General features: G+C 58.7%; 16 protein-coding genes. 9 read left to right on the top strand and 7 right to left on the bottom strand.

The window, feature by feature from the left end; all coding sequences use genetic code 11:
* Window positions 1–53: 53 nt before the first annotated feature.
* Both GAO09_RS26685 and GAO09_RS26690 read left to right on the top strand, forming a co-directional pair.
* A complete protein-coding gene (locus GAO09_RS26685; protein ID WP_153359563.1) occupies window positions 54–314 on the top strand; it encodes a type II toxin-antitoxin system Phd/YefM family antitoxin in 261 nt (86 codons plus the stop codon).
* Window positions 314–736 carry a type II toxin-antitoxin system VapC family toxin gene (locus GAO09_RS26690; RefSeq protein WP_153359565.1) on the top strand — a complete coding sequence of 141 codons (423 nt, stop codon included), beginning with the start codon at window positions 314–316 and terminating at the stop codon, window positions 734–736. The genes GAO09_RS26685 and GAO09_RS26690 overlap by 1 nt, the downstream gene beginning before the upstream one ends.
* 83 nt (window positions 737–819) lie before the next feature.
* Here GAO09_RS26690 and rpoD read toward each other — a convergent pair whose 3' ends face one another.
* Both rpoD and dnaG read right to left on the bottom strand, forming a co-directional pair.
* Window positions 820–2,868, bottom strand: a complete 2,049-nt coding sequence (gene rpoD, locus GAO09_RS26695; RefSeq protein WP_153359567.1) for an RNA polymerase sigma factor RpoD — start codon at window positions 2,866–2,868, stop codon at window positions 820–822.
* Window positions 2,869–3,291: 423 nt separating this feature from the next.
* Window positions 3,292–5,295 (bottom strand): DNA primase, encoded by a 2,004-nt coding sequence (dnaG, locus tag GAO09_RS26700; protein ID WP_153359569.1) that lies wholly within the window; start codon window positions 5,293–5,295, stop codon window positions 3,292–3,294.
* A gap of 138 nt (window positions 5,296–5,433) precedes the next feature.
* Here dnaG and GAO09_RS26705 point away from each other — a divergent pair, with 138 nt between their 5' ends.
* A complete protein-coding gene (locus GAO09_RS26705; protein ID WP_153359571.1) occupies window positions 5,434–5,826 on the top strand; it encodes a hypothetical protein in 393 nt (130 codons plus the stop codon).
* Window positions 5,827–6,764: 938 nt separating this feature from the next.
* Here GAO09_RS26705 and GAO09_RS26710 read toward each other — a convergent pair.
* Window positions 6,765–7,217, bottom strand: coding sequence for a GatB/YqeY domain-containing protein (locus GAO09_RS26710; RefSeq protein WP_153359573.1), 453 nt, complete (start codon window positions 7,215–7,217; stop codon window positions 6,765–6,767).
* 280 nt (window positions 7,218–7,497) lie between these two features.
* Between GAO09_RS26710 and carA the strand changes: the two genes are divergently transcribed.
* Both carA and GAO09_RS26720 read left to right on the top strand, forming a co-directional pair.
* Window positions 7,498–8,703, top strand: a complete 1,206-nt coding sequence (gene carA / locus GAO09_RS26715) for a glutamine-hydrolyzing carbamoyl-phosphate synthase small subunit (RefSeq protein ID WP_153359575.1) — start codon at window positions 7,498–7,500, stop codon at window positions 8,701–8,703.
* An 85-nt stretch (window positions 8,704–8,788) separates the two neighbouring features.
* A complete protein-coding gene (locus GAO09_RS26720) occupies window positions 8,789–9,121 on the top strand; it encodes a hypothetical protein (protein ID WP_153359576.1) in 333 nt (110 codons plus the stop codon).
* Window positions 9,122–9,141: 20 nt separating this feature from the next.
* Here the strand turns inward: GAO09_RS26720 and GAO09_RS26725 are convergent, their stop codons facing one another.
* Window positions 9,142–10,542 (bottom strand): MATE family efflux transporter, encoded by a 1,401-nt coding sequence (locus tag GAO09_RS26725; RefSeq protein WP_153359578.1) that lies wholly within the window; start codon window positions 10,540–10,542, stop codon window positions 9,142–9,144.
* A gap of 220 nt (window positions 10,543–10,762) precedes the next feature.
* Between GAO09_RS26725 and GAO09_RS26730 the strand changes: the two genes are divergently transcribed.
* Entirely contained in the window at window positions 10,763–11,242 is a 480-nt protein-coding gene (locus tag GAO09_RS26730; protein WP_153359580.1) for a DUF2938 domain-containing protein, read from the top strand.
* Window positions 11,243–11,245: 3 nt separating this feature from the next.
* On the opposite strand, the gene ypfJ is transcribed toward GAO09_RS26730, so the two are convergent.
* Window positions 11,246–12,142, bottom strand: a complete 897-nt coding sequence (gene ypfJ / locus GAO09_RS26735; RefSeq protein ID WP_153359582.1) for a KPN_02809 family neutral zinc metallopeptidase — start codon at window positions 12,140–12,142, stop codon at window positions 11,246–11,248.
* A gap of 322 nt (window positions 12,143–12,464) precedes the next feature.
* On the opposite strand from ypfJ, the gene GAO09_RS26740 reads away from it, so the two are divergent.
* Window positions 12,465–13,910, top strand: coding sequence for a methyl-accepting chemotaxis protein (locus tag GAO09_RS26740; RefSeq protein WP_153359584.1), 1,446 nt, complete (start codon window positions 12,465–12,467; stop codon window positions 13,908–13,910).
* A 74-nt stretch (window positions 13,911–13,984) separates the two neighbouring features.
* On the opposite strand, the gene GAO09_RS26745 is transcribed toward GAO09_RS26740, so the two are convergent.
* Window positions 13,985–15,196: an MFS transporter gene (locus GAO09_RS26745; protein ID WP_153359586.1), complete on the bottom strand. Its 1,212-nt coding sequence runs from the start codon at window positions 15,194–15,196 to the stop codon at window positions 13,985–13,987.
* A gap of 138 nt (window positions 15,197–15,334) precedes the next feature.
* Complete coding sequence (locus GAO09_RS26750; RefSeq protein WP_209018864.1) at window positions 15,335–16,273, bottom strand: phosphatase PAP2 family protein; 939 nt, start codon at window positions 16,271–16,273, stop codon at window positions 15,335–15,337.
* Between the two features lie 351 nt (window positions 16,274–16,624).
* On the opposite strand from GAO09_RS26750, the gene carB reads away from it, so the two are divergent.
* Window positions 16,625–20,110 carry a carbamoyl-phosphate synthase large subunit gene (gene carB, locus GAO09_RS26755; protein WP_153359590.1) on the top strand — a complete coding sequence of 1,162 codons (3,486 nt, stop codon included), beginning with the start codon at window positions 16,625–16,627 and terminating at the stop codon, window positions 20,108–20,110.
* A 129-nt stretch (window positions 20,111–20,239) separates the two neighbouring features.
* On the top strand, window positions 20,240–21,451 hold the full coding sequence (locus tag GAO09_RS26760; RefSeq protein WP_153359592.1) for a T6SS phospholipase effector Tle1-like catalytic domain-containing protein: 1,212 nt from the start codon (window positions 20,240–20,242) through the stop codon (window positions 21,449–21,451).
* Window positions 21,452–21,461: the final 10 nt, after the last annotated feature.

Here is a 21,461-nt window from a genome sequence, read left to right on the forward strand (position 1 = left end):
GCAGGACATCGCCCTTGAGCGTATGATCCATACCTTAAGGCCTGGAGGTTCCGATGGCAGCCGTTTCAGTGGCAGAAGCACAGGAAAAGCTCGACGAACTGATCGACCGCGTCGCACGCGGCGAGACTGTCGAGATCGTGCGGGATGGCGAGCCGGTGGCGACATTAAGAGCGCCGGAGCGCAAGCCAGAGCCGGCACGAAGGAAAGAACCCGTCGATCTGGAGCGATTAAAGGCCATTCGCGATCAGATGCCGGTACAGACTGAAAGTGCCGGCGAGTTCATGCGGAAGGTACGCGACGGCGAAAGATACTGATGTATTACGTCGATACATCAGCATTGATTGCCCTTCTCGTTGGTGAACCGACAGTCGACATCGTGTCGAGATGGATGGCCCATCACCGAGACGAACGCCTTTTCATCAGCGAATGGACTTACACAGAATTTTCCTCTGCCCTGTCTGTGAAAGCTCGTGTCGAAAAAATTTCGCCCTCATTGAGAAAGCTCGCTTTGGGCGGCTTCCTTCAGATGGCCAATAACTCACTTGAAGTGGCGCCAGTCTTCTCCCGCGATTTTAAGACGGCAGCCCATCTCGCAGATCACATTGAACTCGGCCTCCGCTCCGGCGACGCCCTCCATCTGGCTGTCGCAATGGAGCTGGATGCGGGGATCGTCACCCTCGACAAACGCTTCGCCACCGCCGCCCAAACCCTTGGCGCCCGCTGCACGCTTCTCTGACCGCACCAACCAAACAGTCAAAGAAAAACCCGGCCAACCTTGCGGTGGACCGGGTCCCTTGATCTCTTTGTCCTGCCAGCCGATCAGCTGTCGAGGAACGAGCGCAGCTTGCGCGAGCGGCTCGGGTGCTTCAGCTTGCGCAGCGCCTTCGCTTCGATCTGACGGATGCGCTCGCGGGTCACCGAGAACTGCTGGCCGACTTCTTCGAGCGTGTGGTCGGTGTTCATGCCGATGCCGAAACGCATGCGCAGAACGCGTTCTTCACGCGGCGTCAGCGAAGCCAGAACACGCGTCGTCGTTTCGCGCAGGTTCGCCTGAATGGCGGCATCGATCGGCAGAAGCGCGTTCTTGTCCTCGATGAAGTCACCGAGATGCGAATCTTCTTCGTCACCCACCGGGGTTTCGAGCGAGATCGGCTCCTTGGCGATCTTCAGGACCTTGCGGACCTTTTCAAGCGGCATGGCCAGTTTTTCAGCCAGCTCTTCCGGGGTCGGCTCGCGGCCGATCTCGTGCAGCATCTGGCGCGATGTGCGAACGATCTTGTTGATCGTTTCGATCATGTGCACCGGAATACGGATCGTGCGGGCCTGGTCGGCGATCGAACGGGTGATCGCCTGACGGATCCACCAAGTCGCATAGGTCGAGAACTTGTAACCGCGGCGGTATTCGAACTTGTCGACAGCCTTCATCAGGCCGATATTGCCTTCCTGAATGAGGTCGAGGAACTGCAGACCGCGGTTCGTGTACTTCTTGGCGATGGAAATGACGAGACGAAGGTTCGCTTCGACCATTTCTTTCTTGGCGATACGCGCTTCGCGTTCGCCCTTCTGCACCATCGACACGATACGGCGGAATTCCGAGATCGAAATACCGGTTTCCGTTGCGAGATTCTGGATCTCCTGACGGATGTCGCGGATCGTGCTGTTTTCGGCCTTGGCGAATTCCTTCCAGCCGCGGGCGGCAAGGTTTCCGATCGATTGCATCCAGTGCGGATCGAGCTCGGCACCCTGATACTGCTCGAGGAAGCTATCACGCTTGACGCCGTAGGATTCGGCCAGACGCAGCAGTTTGCCTTCGTTCTGCATCAGACGCTTGGAAATGTCGTAAAGCTGCTCGACGAGGCTGTCGACGCGGTTCTGGTTCAGCGACAGCGACTTGACGGCCGTGATCAGCTGATCCTTGAGTTCCTTGTAACGACGCTCCTGGCCGGAAGAAAGCGTGCCGGTGCAGGAAAGGCGTGCCTCGACCTGCTGATCCTGCAGCTTGCGCAGCTTCTTGTAAACGTCGGCAATGATGTCGAGCGTTTCCATGACCTGCGGACGCAGTTCCGCTTCCATGGCCGCCAGAGACAGGCTCGACTCGTCGTCGTCCTCTTCCTCTTCCTCGAGCGGCATATCACCGCCGACGGCAGTGATGTCGTCGTCATTGGCAGGATTGCGCGCCCGACGCGTCTTTTCCTTCTCTTCGGCAGCCTTGCGGTCGGCCTCGATCTTTTCCGGGCTCTGGAACTGCGGCGCAGCCTTGGCTTCCGGACCCGAATAGGTCGTTTCGAGGTCGATGATCTCGCGCAGAAGCGTCGTGCCTTCGTTGAGTTCGTCGCGCCAGATGATCAGCGCCTGGAACGTCAACGGGCTCTCACAGAGACCGGAAATCATCGTCTCGCGGCCGGCTTCGATGCGCTTCGCGATGGCGATTTCGCCTTCGCGCGACAGAAGCTCTACCGAACCCATTTCGCGCAGATACATGCGCACCGGGTCATCCGTCCGGTCGGTCGGCTCTTTCTTCTTCGCGGTCGCGACGGCCGTGCCGGCGGACGGCGCAAGTTCGCCGCCTTCGCTTTCGGAATCGTCGTCACTGTCGTCGTCGGCTTCGGCCTTCTCTTCGGCCTCTTCGTCCTCGACAACGTTGATGCCCATGTCGGAGAGCATCGACATGACGTCTTCGATCTGCTCGGACGTCACTTCTTCGGAAGGAAGCACCGAGTTCAGCTCGTCCATGGTCACATAGCCGCGCTTCTTGGCGGCCTTGATCATTTTCTTGACCGCGTCATCGGAAAGATCGAGAAGCGGACCATCCGTAGCGCCTTCGCGTTCGGTTTCTGCTTCTTCGTTTTCTTTGACTTTAGTTGCCATTTAATTCGTCGCTTTCCCTGGACGCCATTCCGTCGCGGTTATCGGGGTATGCCTGTTACGGGTGATTTGCCACCCGCCGCCGCGAATCGCAATCACTCACCTAACCGACTGACCTTTAATTCGTGCTTAACCACGCCGTCGGCGTTCGCCATAAAGGATCGATTGACCATCGGAGCCCCGCTCATGGTTCCTTGGCCTGTCCGATCCATCCACCTAATTCTGCCTGAAACGGTGATTCCCACAAAATTCCTTCCCGTCAAGCTCTTCCCGGAAAATACCCACTGAATTCGGGCTTTAAACAGAAAAAGTTGAGAGTGCTGGGTACGCGGGTTAAAGAGCCCTATCACTACGTCCGGCTGATATGTAGGCAGGCTATCATCAAAGACAAGCCTCACAAACGTACAAAACAACCGGCGCTTTTATTCAGCCGTGTCCGACAGCCGCCCCCTTTATACGTCCCGACATCACGCCGAAACCATCGATGATCGCTTCCTGGTTCTCAAGACGCAGAATTTCGTTGTGAACTTCCGACAATGCACGCAGCAGCGCATCGCCGCGCTCCGGTTCATCACCCGGCGTTTCGGCAATCTCCCGCTCCAGCTCGATCTTCTGCCAGCGCAACTCCTTGTTGCGCAGATAGAGCGCCAGCGTCTGCATATAAGCCTGCAGGGCGTCCTGCATGTCCGCCTCTTCCGTCGCGGTCCACAGGCGCGCGTTGCGCACCTGCACGGTCATCGACTTCAGGAGATCGGCAAAACCATTCTCTTCCAGCTGCTCACGCACGAGTGCAGGTGTCGCTCGCGTGCCGGCCTTGGTGATGATGGCCAGCACACAGGCCCAGAACCGCTGCAGATCGCGGTTTTCGAACTCGACCGTGGAAACATCGTCATACTGATCGAGCAGCAGCAGCGGATGATTGACAACTGTCAGCGCCAGCACGACCTCGCGAAGCGCCGGAAGCTCCAGATGGCCGCGCACGAGGCCGGACTTCGCCAGCCGGTCGGAGACGGCCACGCTGCCGCGAAACTCGCCACGCCCCTGTTGCTGGCCACCGCGAAAATTCTGACGACCGCCGCCACCGCCCCTGCCCGGCTCGAAACCGCCGCGACGCTCGGAGCCACGGAACAGCCCGTTCAACTGCTCGCGCATATGCTGCTGGTAATAACGGCGGACATTTTCGTCAGCGATGACTGAGACGATCTGCTTCAATCGCGCCTCAAGCTCGGCTCGCCGCTCGGGCGTATCGAACGTGGCACCAACTGATTCGCGTTGCCAGATCATCGTGGCGAGCGGCTTTGCATCGGCCAGAACGCGGTCGAACGGCGCGCGCCCGTCCTGCTTGACCAGATCGTCCGGGTCTTTGCCATCCGGCAACATGGCAAACCGCACGGAGCGGCCAGGCTTGATATGTGGCAGAGCCAGATCGGCGGCACGGTTTGCGGCACGGATACCGGCGCCGTCACCATCGAAGCAGAGGATAGGCTGCGGCGTCATCCGCCACATCAGCTCAAGCTGGTTTTCGGTGAGCGCCGTACCGAGCGGCGCCACGGCATTTTCGACACCGGCCTGATGCAGCGCGATGACGTCCATATAGCCTTCGACGGCAATCACGTCGCCCGGCTCGGAGCGTCCGGCCTGACGCCCGGCCATCTGCGCCGACTGGCGGGCGCGGGCATGATTATAAAGCACGCTGCCCTTGTGAAAGAGTTCGGTCTCGGGCGAGTTCATGTATTTGGCCGGTGCATCCGGCGCCATGGCGCGGCCACCGAAGGCGATCACCTTTTCCCGAACCGACAGGATCGGAAACATGATGCGATCGCGGAAATAGTCGTAGGAAACAGAAATACCCTCGCCATGGCGCACCAGACCGCAGGCCTCGATCTGATCCTTCGGCACGCCCTTATTGGCGAGATGCTCCTTCAGCGCATTGCGGCTGTCGGCAGCAAAACCCAGACGAAAGGTCTCGATGGTTTTTGCCGTCAGGCCACGATCGCGCAGATAGGCGCGGGCCTTGGCGCCGATCGGGGCGTGCAGCTGCTCCTGAAAGAACAGGGTCGCCATTTCCATGACGTCCTGAAGCGTGGTGCGTTGCTGGTCACGCTTTTGCGCCTGCGGATCCGGTGCGGGCATGGAAATGCCGGCCATGTCGGCGATCTGCTGCACGGCCTCGGGAAAGTTCAGGCCTTCCAGCTCGGTCATGAAACGGAAATGGTCACCGGACACGCCACAGCCGAAACAGTGATAACGGCCCTTGCGGTCTTCGCAGTGAAAACTCGGGCTCTTTTCACCATGGAACGGGCAGCAGGCCCAATAATCGCCGCGCGACACATTGGTCTTCTTGCGATCCCACGTGACGCGTCGTCCGATCACCGAAGAGATCGGCACACGGTCACGGATTTCATCAAGAAAGGTATCGGAAAAGCGCATTGTCACCTCGGAGCCTGTTTCCATATAAGCGCGATATTGCTCTGGCGCCATTCAAATGCCGGGTGATACCCGCAATTCACAGGGCCTATGTCTGACCACCGTCTTTCAAACGTCCCGGCCCACCTTGGAATTTCACATATGAACAAGCGCACCCTGCTTTACGTCGCCCTCATGGTCTCGCTCATGATCGGTGCGATCATCGATGCCTATATATTTGCCTACAACGAACGCTTGCTGATCCTCAACGACATAACCCAGATGATCCTCATCATAACATTCTTCGCTCTATGGGAGATCGAGGACGCAAAAATGCGCGACGTACCGTACAAGCGCAGCGCGCGCATATTGACGGTTCTGTTCGCGCCGCTCGGTCTGCTTGTCTACTGCTTGCAATCTAGACGGCCGCTTCCAGCCGTCATTCTTTACGTCGGCTTTATGATCGGCGTGGTGGCAGCAATTGGTGTGGGATCGGTCATCGGAGAATTGCTCGTCACCGGATCTCTCGAAAGGCTGTATTCATCGGAAGGATAGCACCGGCGATACGAACCATCAGCGTCTGCCGTTGATCGTGGTTTGGGCAAATTTACGGCAACTTCGCCCCTCCCAAAATTATATTTTTGTAATTTGAAAAACGCTCTCGGCCAAAGCAATCTTTACGCAGGTCAGGAAGCGTCAGCGGCTCCGCAAAAATGTTGACGATGCACCACGCAACCGGGTGCAAGCTTCCTTCGCTCTTCGGGTGGATGCGTCGCTATCAGGGTGGCGTTGCCGCCTACCTCGCCGGCGGCAAGTCCGCAGTTGGCCGGCGGGACGGATGAAGAGCAAAAAGGCCGGGGTCCGTGATCGGATCCCGGCCTTTTTCTTTGTGTCGTAGACGACATGCATGCGCGTCCTGCTTCATTCACAAAACGGCAAACAATGTCGCAAACAGAGCATTTTCTACCCGAGCCGACCCCATCCGTGCCAATAAAATCAATGCCTTGCCTTCAATTTCATCCACGCCTTTTCAGGCCGTGCGAAACTTTTCTCGTTCCATCGTGGATACACCGGGAGGCGTCCCGGCGAGTTGGAGCCGGCGCTGATGTTGGAGAAAAGACGTAAGTCTCCAGCATCGGGGTTCGCGGAAACTGGTTCCCCTCCGGCGACACGGGGGAAACGGCAAGGTGGTCAAAAACCGAACCGTTTCTGAAGCCCGAAAGAGCGCGCCGGGCGTGCCTGTGCGGCACACATGATCGCCGGTCGGTGGCAAATCACCGGGATGGCTTTTGCAGAGGGACCGAAGTCGCGGGCAAAAAAACCGTCGAACGGGGCACTGAGAGGTGTCAATTACTCACTAAATTACGAGGCAGCTTTCAGCGCCCCGACCACATGACCCGCAAAACGGCGGGAGTTTTTTGAAAATCCAATATCGCCAAGGGATGACTCTGCCCTGTTTCCGGAGCGGTTCCCCGCTCCGGCTGACATGCTGCTTAGCCGAGCTGCGCCTTGATGGTGCCCGATGCCTTGCCAAAGTCCATCTGGCCGGCATAACGCTCGCGCAGCGCCGCCATCACCTTGCCCATGTCCTTGATGCCGGAAGCGCCAATCTCGGCGATGATGCCGGCGATGATGTCCGAAACCTTATCGTCAGAAAGCTGTTCCGGCATGAAGGTCTTGATGACGGCGATTTCCTCGCGTTCCTGCGTGGCCAGTTCGCCGCGGCCGGCTTCGTCGTAGATCTTGGCCGATTCTTCACGCTGCTTGACCAGTTTCTGCAGGATCTGCAGGATTTCGTCTTCGCTGGTCTCGTCCTTGCCGGTACCGCGATTGGCGATATCGCGATCCTTGATGGCGGCCTGGATCAGGCGCACGGTCGAAAGGCGGCGCGTGTCCTTGGCCTTCATCGCTTCCTTCATGGCGGTGGAAAGCGTTTCGCGGATCATGATCTCACTCCTTAAAAGCCGTTTTCGGCCCAATATAATAATGTAACGCGTACATAGACGAGGCAAACCGCCCGTTCAATGAGATGGCAGCGGAATAAATACCGGATCGGGCCGTCCAGTCAGTTGACCACGCCCCCCGCCTCCGATATTTTCCCGCACCTAGCACCCAATTGAACGAAGGTTTTCGCGCGAGCATTCGCGTGCCCTTCTCCTTGCGACCACTTTGATGGCCCTGCACTCTGCTAGAACCCTCTGGCGGACACGGGCGGAGACGAACCGAATGACCGCGACAGCCCCATGGACGACCAGCAAACCCACCGCCCTTCTCGTGCTCGCTGACGGCACCGTCATCGAAGGCACCGGTATCGGCGCCACCGGCAAGGTGACGGCGGAAGTCTGCTTCAACACGGCGCTGACCGGTTACCAGGAAATCCTGACCGACCCGTCCTATCTCGGCCAGATCGTCACCTTCACCTTCCCGCATATCGGCAATATCGGTACCAATGACGAAGATATCGAAGACCTGACACCGGCAGCACGTCGCGGCGCCGTCGGCACCATCTTCAAGGCAGACATCACCGAGCCGTCCAACTATCGCGCCGCCAAGCATCTCGATGCATGGCTGAAGGCACGCGGCGTCATCGGCCTGTCGGGCATCGACACCCGCGCACTCACCGCCTGGATCCGCGAGAACGGCGCACCGAATGCCGTCATCGCGCACGACCCGAACGGCGTCTTCGACATCGAGGCGCTGAAGGCCGAAGCCAAGGCCTGGGGCGGCCTTGTCGGCCTCGACCTTGCCAAGGAAGCCACGTCCGGCCAGTCGTCGCAGTGGGCACAGACACCATGGGTCTGGAACGAGGGTTTTGACGAACTCGATCCGGCCAACGCGAAATATCACGTCGTCTGCGTCGATTACGGTGTGAAGCGCAACATCCTGCGCCTGTTCGCCGGTCTCGACTGCAAGGTGACGGTGGTTCCGGCCAACACGTCCAGCGAAACCATTCTCGGCCTCAAGCCGGATGGCGTTTTCCTGTCCAACGGCCCGGGCGACCCGGCCGCCACCGGCGAATACGCCGTTCCGGTCATTCAGGACATCGTCAAATCCGGCCTGCCGACTTTTGGCATCTGCCTCGGTCACCAGATGCTGGGCCTCGCGCTCGGCGCCACCACCGAAAAGATGCATCAGGGCCATCACGGCGGCAACCACCCGGTCAAGGATCACACCACCGGCAAGGTTGAGATCGTTTCGATGAACCACGGTTTTGCCGTCTCGTCCACATCGCTGCCTGAAGGCGTCGAGGAAACCCACATCTCGCTGTTCGACGGTTCGAACTGCGGCCTGCGCCTCGCCGGCAAGCCGGTCTTCTCCGTGCAGCATCACCCGGAAGCCTCGCCTGGCCCGCAGGACAGCCACTACCTCTTCCGCCGCTTCATCAACATGGTGCGCGAAAACAAGGGCGAACCTGCTCTCGCCGAGCGCTGATCGGGCTCGAGAAAAAACAGACTTGACCTCAACCATTGTTGAGGTTGCACTAATGCCTCTGTTCACACGAGCAGAGGCATTTTTCATGCACGACAATCAAAAGCAGATCATCCGGGTCAACAGGTTCGCAGTTCCGTCCGATGGACGCGACGAGTTCATGGCACTGTTGGAAAGCACGCACGGCATCATCCGCAAACAATCCGGGGTGATCGACGAGATGATCCTCGAGCAGCAGGTCGCAACCGATCTTTTCAGCGTGCTGGCGATCATCCGGTTTGAAGGAGAGCATGTGCTGCAGCCGACCATTGCAGCGATCGCGCAGGCCGATCAGACAGCCGGCATCGATCGGCAGGGCCTGTCACGTCGGCTCGGCATCGAGGCCGATATCGGTTTCTATCGCCACGCCGGGCAGAATTGACGCCCGGCGCTGGCAACCAATCAGATCGACGTCTTGTTGCGCACCAGCAGCCAGAAGCGGCCGCACAGGAATACGGCGGCGGCCGCAAGGCCCAGCACGAACCCGATCCAGACCCCCTCGCCGCGCAGGCCGAGCGGGAAGGCAAATACCCAGGCGCAGACAAAACCGATCGGCCAATAGGCGATCAGCGCCAGGATCATCGGGATCGTCGTGTCTTTCAGACCGCGCAGAATGCCGGCGCCAACAGCCTGCAGGCCATCGACGAGCTGGAAGACACCGGCCAGCATGATCAGCGGCGCGGCAAGGCCGAGCACGGTTTCGGCATCGGCTTTGGCCGTATCGAGGAACAGGCCGCCAAAGAAACGTGGCAAGCCGATGAAAAGGATGCTGCCGATGGTCGTGAACACCACGCCGATCACCAGCGCGGCCACACCGGCGCGTCGCACGCCCTGCATGTCACGGCGGCCATGCGCCAATCCCACACGCACGGTGGCCACCTGAGCAAGGCCGAGTGGGATCATGAAGGCAATCGACGCCAGCTGCAGCGCGATGCCGTGGGCGGCCAGTTCCAGCTTGCCGATCATGCCCATCAACAGGGCGGCTGCACCAAACAGGCTGGTTTCGGCAAGAATCGTGAAACTGATCGGCAGACCAAGCACGAACACTTCGCGGATCATGCCCCAGTCAGGCCGCCAGAACCGCACGAAAATCTCGTAGGCGCGGGTATCGGGCAGAAACTGGATATAGGCGACGATGATGATGAAACCGGTCAGGTTGGCACAGACGGCGGCAATCGCTGCACCATGCAGGCCAAGCTGCGGCGCACCAAAATGACCGAAGATCAGGAGATAGGCCGCGATCAGATTGATGAAGAACATGCCGAGTGTGACGAACAGAACCATGCCGCCCTTCTCAAGGCCGGTCACGAAGGCACGCAGCGCAAAAAAGCCGAGCGCCGGAAAAATGCCCCACATCGCGGTGCGCAGGTAGCTCTGGGCAGTCGCAGCAACATCCGCCTCCTGCCCCAGCTTCAACAACAGCGGCTCGGAAAACCAGAGAAGCGGCGAAACAAGCACGCAATAGGCCAGCACCACCCAAAGGCCCATACGCACCGAACGGCGCACCCCGGTGGTGTCGCCATGGCCAATCGCCTGCGCCACCATGGGCACGATGGCACTGGTAAAGCCGCTGCCGAAAATGAAGGTGATGAAATAAAGCTGCGTGGCGATGACCACGGAGGCAAGCTCCGTCGTGCCGAGCCAGCCGACGAGGATAACGTCTGTCGTATGGATCGCGACCTGCGCCAGCTGTGCACCGACCAGCGGAACGCCAAGCACAAGTGTGGCACGCATATGCGTGAACCACGAATTGTCGATGCCTTTTTCGGGCGTCGTTTCAGGGCGCACCGCTGCGACAGACATTTTGACCTCCTAAAGGAAAACGCCGCTTCCAAGTCTGGAGAGCGGCGATACACTCGCCATAGACCAGCAGACGCAACACGGCAACCCTGAGCAGCGACCCAGCAGAATTTTTGGCCAATGGCTTCAATCGCGTTGATCAGTGAACCGACAACGGCACACCCCACCTCGACAAACGACCTTTTTTCATTTCACAAAAGGCCAACAGGTACGGGGGATGACTATGCCGGAACTTCTTCTAAAGGGCGCAATAATCGGTTTTGGAGCGACAGCACTGATGGATATCTGGGCGTTTGCCCTGCACATCCTGTTCGGCGAACCAAAACCCAATTGGGCGCCCGGCGGCCGCTGGTTCTACCATGTCGGACGCGGCAAGGTTTTTCACGACAGCATCGGCACGGCCGCCCCTTACGCGCATGAAAACGCACTCGGCTGGACCGGCCATTATGTCGTCGGTATTCTCTACGGCATCATTCTGGCAGTGCTGGTCGGCCCGCAATGGTTTGCAGGCCCGACCTTCATCCCGGCATGGATCCTCGGCATCGTCACCATCGGCGCCGGCTGGTTTCTGATGCAGCCCGGCATGGGGCTTGGATGGGCCGCCTCGAAGACGGCCAATCCGCGAAAAGTGCGGCTGATGAATTTTGCCGCCCACACCGTGTTTGCAATCGGGCTTTACGGTACGGCACTGCTGCTTCCGTAAAGCTCAGACTTCACCGGAAAACGTATCGCAACTCTTGATGTTGCCGCTGTCGAAACCGCGCCTGAACCACTTCATCCGCTGTGCAGACGTGCCGTGATTAAAACTGTCCGGCACGACATAACCCTGACTGCGCTTCTGCAGCGTATCGTCGCCGATCTGCTGAGCCGCATTCAATGCCTCCTCCAGATCGCCGCGCTCGAGGATACCCTGCTGTTCGGTATATTTGCCCCAGACACCGGCAAAACAATCGGCCTGCAACTCGACACGGACCGACATGCGGTTCGCCTCGACCTCGCTCATGCGCTGACGCGCCTGATTGAATTTCGGCAGCACGCCGAGAAGGTTCTGGACATGGTGGCCGACTTCATGCGCCACGACATAGGCCTCGGCAAAATCGCCGGAAGCGCCAAAGCGTTGGTCGAGTTCGCGGAAGAAATCCGTATCCAGATAAACCTTGCGGTCAGTCGGACAATAGAATGGCCCGGTCGCCGAGGAGGCAGTTCCGCAAGCGGAATTGGTGCCGCCGCTGAACATTACCAGTGTCGGTGGCTGGTAGCGGTCCCCGGCCTGCTGAAAAATGGTCGTCCACGTATCTTCGGTATCCGCCAAAACGGTGCGCACGAACTGGCTCATCTCGTCATTCGCGGCCGTGCGACGCTGAGCATTCTGCTCATATCCGCCACCGCCATCACCCGTAATGTCGCCGCCTGAAAGCAGCGTCAGCGGGTTGATCCCGGTCAGCCAGCAAATCCCCAGAATGAGCACGAGGCCACCGATGCCGATGCCGCCTCCTCCGCGCCCACCGCCACCGATCGGGATACGGAAACCTCCGCCACCCGTGGATCCACCACCGCGTCGATCCTCGACATTATCCGACTGGCGCCGACCTCTCCACTGCATGACATGCTCTCCAACGCAACAGTTTCAGACGAGCAATATAGATCAGGCGATGAGGAAATCCACGGCATCAGAGATGCTGTTTCAGAAAGCGTCGCGCACAACCATAAACAACCTCACAGAACGAAACACACCTAACGATCAAATCGACAACGAAGGACACCCACATCTCAGCCTATACATTAGAAACACAAGCAACAACCATGAATAGACGAAATAAATACACATAGTCATATTTTAAAACATTGACCGATTCACGAAGTAATAACCATGAACAGATATCTATTCCGCACCACGCCTTAGCATTTCAAAAGGGAATATTCCGATGTCGTTTTTCGGTGGCAAACAAAGCGCGAATACCAAACAGATCGAAGAACGCCTGGCCGCGGTAAGCGAACGCTCCGAATTGCTGGATGAGGCCTGCGGCATCGGCCTGTGGGAAGCAGTATTGGTCGATGGCGATGCCATGCATCCACAGAGCCGCTGGACATGGTCAGCCGAATTTCGCCGCATGATCGGTTATGAAAATGCCACCGATTTCCCGAACGTCGTGCAGTCCTGGTCCGACAAGCTGCATCCCGATGATGTCCAGCCGACCTTCGCCGCATTCGCCGGTCACCTGACCGACAGGACCGGCCGCGCCCGTTACCGCGTCAACTACCGCCTCAAGATGCGTGACGGTTCGTATCGCTGGTTCCGCGCCACCGGAGGCTGCCGCCACCAGGCCGATGGCAAAACCATTCGCGCCTGCGGATCCTTGACAGATGTCCACGAGCAGATCCTGCTGGAACAGAAAACAGCCCGCGAGGCGGCCGAGGACAAGATTGCAATCGACAGCCTGCTGAAGGGCCTGTCCGCACTGGCCAGCGGCGACCTGACCTACCGCATCAATGCCGACCTGTCGGAAAAGACCCGTCTCCTGAAAGAGGACTACAATCGGGCCGTCCGCACGGTTCAAAGCATGGTGTCCTCCGTCGCGCACGCAACGCAGAGCATGCACGGCACGGCCTCGGAAATCAGCCATGCATCCGACGATCTGGCGACACGCACCGAGCGACAGGCAGCAGCACTTGAAGAGACGGCTTCCGCCATTGACCAGATTACCTCGACCGTGAGCAAAACGGCCTCCGGCTCCAAACAGGCGGCATCGCTCACTCTGTCAGCCCGCAAGGTCGCGGAAACCTCGGCCTCGGTCGTCGCCAGCACGGTCACCGCCATGTCCCAGATCGAACAATCCTCACAGCAGGTCGGCAAGATCATCGGCGTCATCGATGAAATCGCCTTCCAGACCAACCTTCTGGCGCTGAACGCCGGCGTCGAGGCCGCCCGTGCTGGCGAGGCCGGTCGTGGTTTTGCCGTTGTCGCCCAGGAAGTCCGCGAACTGGCACAGCGCTCCGCCAATGCTGCAAAGGAAATCAAGACGCTGATCGACACCTCGTCACGTCAGGTCACGGAGGGTGTCGCCCTTGTCGATCAGACCGGCGAAGTGCTGCGCACCATTTCCAACCAGATCAACGAGATCAACACCGTCGTCAGCGATATCGCCTATTCGACGCAGGAACAGTCGACAGGCCTGCAGCAGATCAATACGGCCATCAACCAGATGGACCAGATGACCCAGCAGAATGCCGCCATGGTCGAGGAAACGACGGCATCCAGCCATGGCCTCGTCAAGGAAGCACAGGATCTGTCGCAGATGATCGCAAAATTCAATTTTGCCGACGAAACAGCCAGCCGCTCGCACCAGCCTGCACATCGACGGGCCGCCTGATCTATTCGCCAATAAAAGCAGAAGCCCGCTCATGAGCGGGCTTCTGTCGTTTTAAAACCATGTCGATAACCGCCTCAGGCAACCCGCAGCGATGCCTTACTTGGCAAGAAGACGGTCAGCAGACCGAGCGCCGGCAGAAAGGCGCAGAGCGCATAAACGAAAGTGATGCCATGAGCATCGGCCAGAAGCCCCAGAACGGCAGCTGCAATACCGCCCATTCCGAAAGCGAAACCGAAAAAGACGCCGGCAATCATGCCGACACGCCCCGGCACCAGTTCCTGCGCCATGACGATGATGGCCGGAAATGAAGAAGCCATGATGAAACCGACGATCGCGGATAGAACGATCGTCACAGGCAGGTTGGCAAACGGCATGGCGAGCGTGAACGGCAGCACGCCAAGGATCGAAAACCAGATCACCACCTTGGACCCGAACTTGTCGCCGATCGGACCGCCGACGACGGTGCCCAGCGCCGTGGCGCCCAGGAAAACAAACAGCATCAGCTGCGACTGCTGCACCGTCACGCCAAAACGCTCGATCACGAAGAAGGTGTAATAGCTGCCGATGCTGGCCATGTAGATATTCTTGGAGAATGTCAGCAACGCCAGGATGACAAGCGCAAGGATGACGGTGTTGCGCGGCAGCGAATGGGCAAGCACAGCTCTCTTCTTGCCGGCATTTGCCGCCATGTGCGCCTTGTACCACGATGCCACGCGCGCCAGCACGATAATGCCGATGATGGCGGCAATACAGAACCAGGCAACGCTGCCCTGCCCGCGCGGCACGATGATGAAGGCAGCGAGCAGCGGCCCTATGGCCGTGCCGAGATTGCCGCCGACCTGAAACACCGATTGCGCAAAACCGTAACGACCACCGGAGGCGAGACGCGCGACACGCGACGATTCGGGATGGAAAATTGCCGAACCGATGCCAACCAGAGACGCGGCCAGAACCAGCATGTTGTAGTCATGGGCCGACGCCAGCAGCACTAGACCGATCAAGGTCGACGCCATGCCGACCGGTAGCGAATAGGGATAGGGCTTCTTGTCCGTCACGATGCCGACCACCGGCTGCAGCAGCGACGCCGTGCACTGGAAAGCCAGCGTCAGAATACCAATCTGCCAGAAATCCAACTGATAATCGGCCTTCAACATTGGATAGATGGCTGCGATCATCGACTGCATGATATCGTTCAGCATGTGGCTGAAACTGACGGCAAAGATGATCGGCAGAACAGTTACCTCTGCGGCAATGGCAGCCACAGGCTTGGAAGTCGCATCGGCCATTGAGTTCTCCTCCGCGCAAGCGGTCGTCGTCTCGGATGGCCCTTGCTGCTGCGTTACATAAGCAACAGCAGCAGTAATCTTGTCGTTTGCGAGTGTCCATGCCAGCAGTGACCGAAACGGTACGGCCCGGGCGTTTTGCTAGGCTGCCACAGCGTCGGGCATTTCACGCACGGATGTGCTGGTTCGCGCGACCGTCAACTTGCAACTGATAAAGACACAAACCAGCGCGACCACCACTCCGGCAAGCACATCAACCAGATAGTGGCTGGCATGCGAGACAGCGGCGATTGCCATGCAGACGTTCAGGACCAGCATCGGATAGCGAATGGATTTCAACGACCATGTGCTCCAGGCACACAATGTCGCGACGCCGGCATGAACGGACGGAAAGGTCAGAATTCCGGCCGTATCCATGAAAGCAAAAACGAACTGCGGATCATCCCGAACGGCATTGAACTGGTCGAGGAAAAAATAACCGAAATACGCATCGATATTCTGAACGTCAGTCGGGCCAACGCCATAAATCTTGTAGGTTCCGAGCGCAGGAAACCAGATGGATATAAAACTGGCAGCGAAACAGATAAGCCCATATCCGATCAGCATGCGATAGGAACGCAGCGGCTGCCCCGCGACGATCAGCACAACCGGGATTATCAGCAGTTGGAACGCGAATGTCTGGTAGGACAGGCCGAGAATTTCAGCCAGAACCGGCTGGCTATCGACGAAAGTTATGAAACTGCGCCATTGAAAACCGATCGATTGATCCCAGGACGATAACATGTCGTCCGCGAGCGGTTTTTTGGCATAGATCGCCAGATAGGTCGAAATCAATACCGGCACCGTGAGCAGGAACCCGTAGCCGAGCGTTTCCGCCAAAGCTCTCAGTTTATTGAGTTTCCTGAACGAGAAATACGCGCTCGTGGCGACGGTCATAACAACGAAATAGCCTGCAAAATAGTATATCTGCTGGTAATCGACCTTCATCCCCACAACGGCGGCCAAACCGAAGACGGCGATATATGAAATCGCAGTAAGTCCGATCAACGTCCAACGCGCAAGCTTCAAATCTTCAGCCATCTTGCCCTCATCATCAATGCCGATCGTACTTAAATGAAAGATTTTAAGATCATCGATACGAAACTCGCTAAATGGTGCGCAAAACAACATGAAAATATCCGGGCATCCCGGCCTTCAGACGTGCGTTGCGTCAACAGCCTTCCAGCAGCACAGGCAATCACGATCAGGAAGCGAACTCACCGCTGCAGACGCCGCGATATGTTTCTGTCGATTTGCCGATTTATGGGGTTCTCATAGGTCGCACTTTTGCCTATAAGCCGCGTCTAGCCAGAAATAATGTTACGCACGCGACCCGACCGGAGCATCCCTGCCCCGTGCCGGCTTTTCGCGCAGAAACGACGGATAGAGACCATGCCCAAGCGCCAAGATATCAAATCGATCCTCATAATCGGCGCGGGTCCGATCGTTATCGGTCAGGCATGCGAGTTCGATTATTCCGGCACCCAGGCATGCAAGGCGCTGCGCGAGGAAGGGTACCGGGTCATTCTGGTCAACTCCAACCCGGCGACGATCATGACTGATCCAGGTCTGGCCGACGCAACCTATGTCGAGCCGATCACACCGGAAGTCGTCGCAAAGATCATCGCCAAGGAACGCCCGGACGCGCTGCTGCCGACCATGGGCGGCCAGACGGCGCTCAACACGGCGCTGTCGCTGAAGCGCATGGGCGTGCTCGACCGCTACAATGTCGAGATGATCGGCGCAAAGCCCGCTGCCATCGACATGGCCGAAGACCGCGCACTGTTCCGCGAAGCGATGTCGCGCATCGGCCTTGAAACCCCGAAATCGATGCTGGCCAACGCCACCGACATCAAGGATGCCGATCGCAAGACCCACGAGGCAGAGCGCAACAAGCTCAAGGAAACGCTGTCCGGCGCCGACCTCGACAAGGCGCTCGACGCGCTGGAAAACACCTGGAACCTCGGCGAGACCGACCGCAAGCAGCGTTACATCAGCCACGCCATGGCGATTGCAGCCCAGGCGATCGACGTTGTCGGCCTGCCTGCCATCATTCGCCCGTCCTTTACCATGGGCGGCACCGGCGGCGGCATTGCCTATAACCGCTCGGAATTCTTCGAAATCATCGGTGGTGGCCTCGACGCCTCGCCGACCACCGAAGTGCTGATCGAAGAATCGGTGCTCGGCTGGAAGGAATACGAGATGGAAGTGGTCCGCGACACGGCGGACAACTGCATCATCATCTGCTCGATCGAAAACATCGACCCGATGGGCGTTCACACCGGCGATTCGATCACCGTTGCCCCGGCCCTGACGCTGACCGACAAAGAATACCAGATGATGCGCAACGCCTCGATCGCGGTCCTGCGCGAGATCGGCGTCGAGACCGGCGGCTCGAACGTGCAGTTCGCCGTCAATCCGGCTGATGGTCGCCTCGTCGTCATCGAAATGAACCCGCGTGTGTCGCGCTCGTCGGCTCTGGCCTCGAAGGCCACCGGCTTCCCGATCGCCAAGGTCGCGGCCAAGCTCGCCGTCGGTTACACGCTCGACGAACTCGACAACGACATTACGGGAGGCGCAACGCCTGCCTCGTTCGAACCATCGATCGACTATGTCGTCACCAAAATCCCGCGTTTTGCCTTCGAAAAGTTCCCGGGCGCCTCGCCGGTCCTGACAACGGCCATGAAGTCGGTCGGTGAAGTCATGGCCATCGGCCGTACCTTTGCCGAATCGCTGCAGAAGGCGCTTCGTGGTCTCGAAACCGGCCTGACCGGTCTCGACGAGATCGAGATCCCCGGCATGGAAGAAGGTGAAGGCAACAAGAATGCCATCCGCGCCGCTATCGGCACGCCGACACCGGACCGCCTGCGTCAGGTCGCACAGGCGCTGCGCTTCGGCCTCACCGAGGAAGAAGTGCACGAGGCCTGCAAGATCGATCCTTGGTTCATCGCCCAGTTCAAGGCGATCATCGACATGGAAGAGCGTGTTCGTGAGCACGGCCTGCCGACGGACCCTGAAAACCTGCGCAAGCTGAAGGCCATGGGCTTCTCCGACGCCCGCCTTGCAAGCCTGTCCAAGAAGCGTCCTAAGGAAGTGGCCGAGCTGCGCAACACGCTGAACGTCCGCCCGGTCTTCAAGCGCATCGATACCTGCGCTGCCGAATTCGCCTCGCCGACCGCCTACATGTACTCGACCTATGAAACGCCTTTCGTCGGCGAACTGCGCTCGGAAGCGGAAATCTCCGACCGCAAAAAGGTCGTCATTCTCGGCGGCGGCCCAAACCGTATCGGTCAGGGTATCGAGTTCGACTATTGCTGCTGCCACGCCGCCTTCGCGCTGAAGGATGCCGGCTACGAAGCGATCATGATCAACTGCAACCCGGAAACCGTGTCGACCGACTACGACACCTCCGACCGCCTCTATTTCGAACCGCTGACGGCTGAAGACGTCATTGAAATTCTGCGCGCGGAACAGGAAAAGGGTGAAGTCGTCGGCGTCATCGTGCAGTTTGGCGGCCAGACTCCGCTCAAACTCGCAGAAGCGCTGGAAAAGAACGGTATCCCGATCCTCGGCACCGCACCCGACATGATCGACCTTGCCGAAGACCGCGACCGCTTCCAGAAGCTTCTGATGAAGCTCGACCTGACGCAGCCGAACAACGGCATCGCCTATTCGGTCGAACAGGCCCGCCTCGTCGCATCCGAGATTGGCTTCCCGCTGGTCGTGCGCCCGTCCTACGTTCTCGGCGGCCGCGCCATGCAGATCCTGCATTCGGAAGGCCAGCTGCAGACCTACCTGCTCGACACCGTGCCGGAACTCGTTCCTGAAGACATCAAGCAGCGTTACCCGAACGACAAGACCGGCCAGATCAATACCCTGCTCGGCAAGAACCCGCTTCTGTTCGACAGCTACCTCTCCAACGCCATCGAAGTCGATGTCGATTGCCTCTGCGACGGCACCGACGTTTATGTCGCCGGTATCATGGAGCATATCGAGGAAGCCGGCATTCACTCCGGTGACTCGGCCTGCTCGCTTCCCCCGCGTACCCTGTCGAACGAAATGATCGACGAACTGGAGCGTCAGGCGAAGTCGATGGCCAAGGCCCTCAACGTCGTCGGCCTGATGAACGTACAGTTCGCCATCAAGGACGGCACCGTCTACGTGCTCGAAGTCAACCCGCGCGCTTCGCGTACCGTGCCCTTCGTTGCCAAGACCATCGGTGCACCGATCGCCAAGATCGCGGCGCGCGCCATGGCCGGCGAAAAGCTGGATGCAACCTTCGCGGCCTACGGCTCGAAGCCGGATCCGCGCAACCTCAAGCACATCGCCGTCAAGGAAGCCGTGTTCCCGTTCGCCCGCTTCCCGGGCGTCGATACGCTGCTTGGCCCGGAAATGCGCTCGACTGGCGAAGTCATCGGCCTCGACACCGATTTCGCTCTCGCCTTCGCCAAAAGCCAGCTCGGCGCCAGCGTCGAACTACCGCGTGACGGTGCAGTCTTCGTTTCTGTCCGCAACAGCGACAAAGAACGCGTCCTGCCTGCCATCCGCATTCTGGTGGAAATCGGCTTCAAGGTCATCGCCACCGGCGGCACCGCGCGGTTCCTCGCCGAACACGGCATCGAAGCAACCAAGATCAACAAGGTTCTGGAAGGCCGTCCGCATATCGAGGACGCCATCCGCAACCGTCAGGTCCAGCTGGTCATCAACACGACGGACAGCAACAAGGCGATCTCGGACTCGAAGTCGCTGCGCCGCGCCACGCTGATGCAGAAGGTGCCCTATTACACCACCATGGCCGGCGCAGAAGCCGCTGCCATGGCGATCAAGGCGCTGAAGGCCGGTAACCTCGAAGTTCGGCCGCTGCAGAGCTACTTCTGATCCGCTTGAAACAACCAATTCGAAAAGGCCCGCGTTTATCGACGCGGGCCTTTTTCGTTTCAGGCAATGAACGTTGTCTGCGGCCATGAGCAATGGTAATTTTCCGACGTCTGTCGGGGGAAGGCTGCCATGTCGAAAAACATCGTCATTCTGTTTGACGGCACGTCGAACGGCATTTCGGAAAATCGCACCAATATCCTGCGCCTGTTCGGCACCCTCGAGCGGTCGCAACAGCAGATCGTGTATTATGATCCCGGTGTCGGCACCTTTGGCGCCGACAATGCCTGGTCAAAACTCTATCGCAACACCGTTGAGATTTGGGGTTTGGCAACCGGTTGGGGGCTCGATCAGAACGTCAAGGAAGCCTATCGATTTCTCGTTGAGAACTATGATGCAGGGCCGCTGGTGGATCGCCATCACCCGGATCGTGACCGTATCTACATTTTTGGCTTCAGCCGAGGCGCCTATTCCGCCCGTGTTCTTGCCGGCTTCATCCATGCGTTCGGTCTCAGCACCAGGTATCATCTGAACCTGCTCGATTACGCCTATAGCACCTACAAAGGCATTCCTCTTCACGAGGAAAAAGTATCACCGACCAGTGAAGAAGAAGAAGCGCCATCAGCCTTCGCCTCCATGCGCCTGTACGAACGAACGCTGCGCAACGACCGCCCGCCGATCAAGCTTCTCGGACTGTTCGACACAGTCGCCTCCGTCATCGAGCCCGGCAAACACTGGCCGCAATTGAAGACTCACCCTTTCACGCGGCAAAACCCCAGCGTCGAATGGGTCAGGCATGCGGTCGCCATTGATGAACGGCGCACCATGTTTCAGTCGGAGCTCTGGGCCGTCGGGCAGGATTATAGGGGCAGTCCCTTCAAGAAAGTGCAAGGCAAACAGAATTTCAGCGAAGTCTGGTTTGCGGGCGTGCATGGCGATGTCGGTGGCGGATATACCGAAGAGGCAAGCGGTCAGATCAAGATTCCGCTCGAATGGATGATACGGGAAACCCAGCCGACCGGCCTGATCTACAAACAGAAGACCATCGACAATCTGGTGCTCGGCAAGCCATCGGGAAAACGCCCTAACCGGCATGTGCCGCTTGATCCCCTGGCGCCTCTGCACGATTCCATGACGGCAGCGTGGACCTTGCTTGAATACATGCCTCGTCGCGTGCCCATCACGTCCTGGCGAAAGCCCGGCAACACCGGTTTGTATCTGCCGCTTCAGGACCGCAGGCTCATACCGAAAAATGCATCTGTGCATCAAACGGTGAAAATCCGCATGGATGGAAGCAACTACCGCCCCCCCAACCTTCCTGACGATCTTGTCTTCGTGCCGTGAATTTGCTCGG

The organism is Endobacterium cereale (assembly GCF_009617585.1).
Classification (GTDB): domain Bacteria; phylum Pseudomonadota; class Alphaproteobacteria; order Rhizobiales; family Rhizobiaceae; genus Neorhizobium; species Neorhizobium cereale.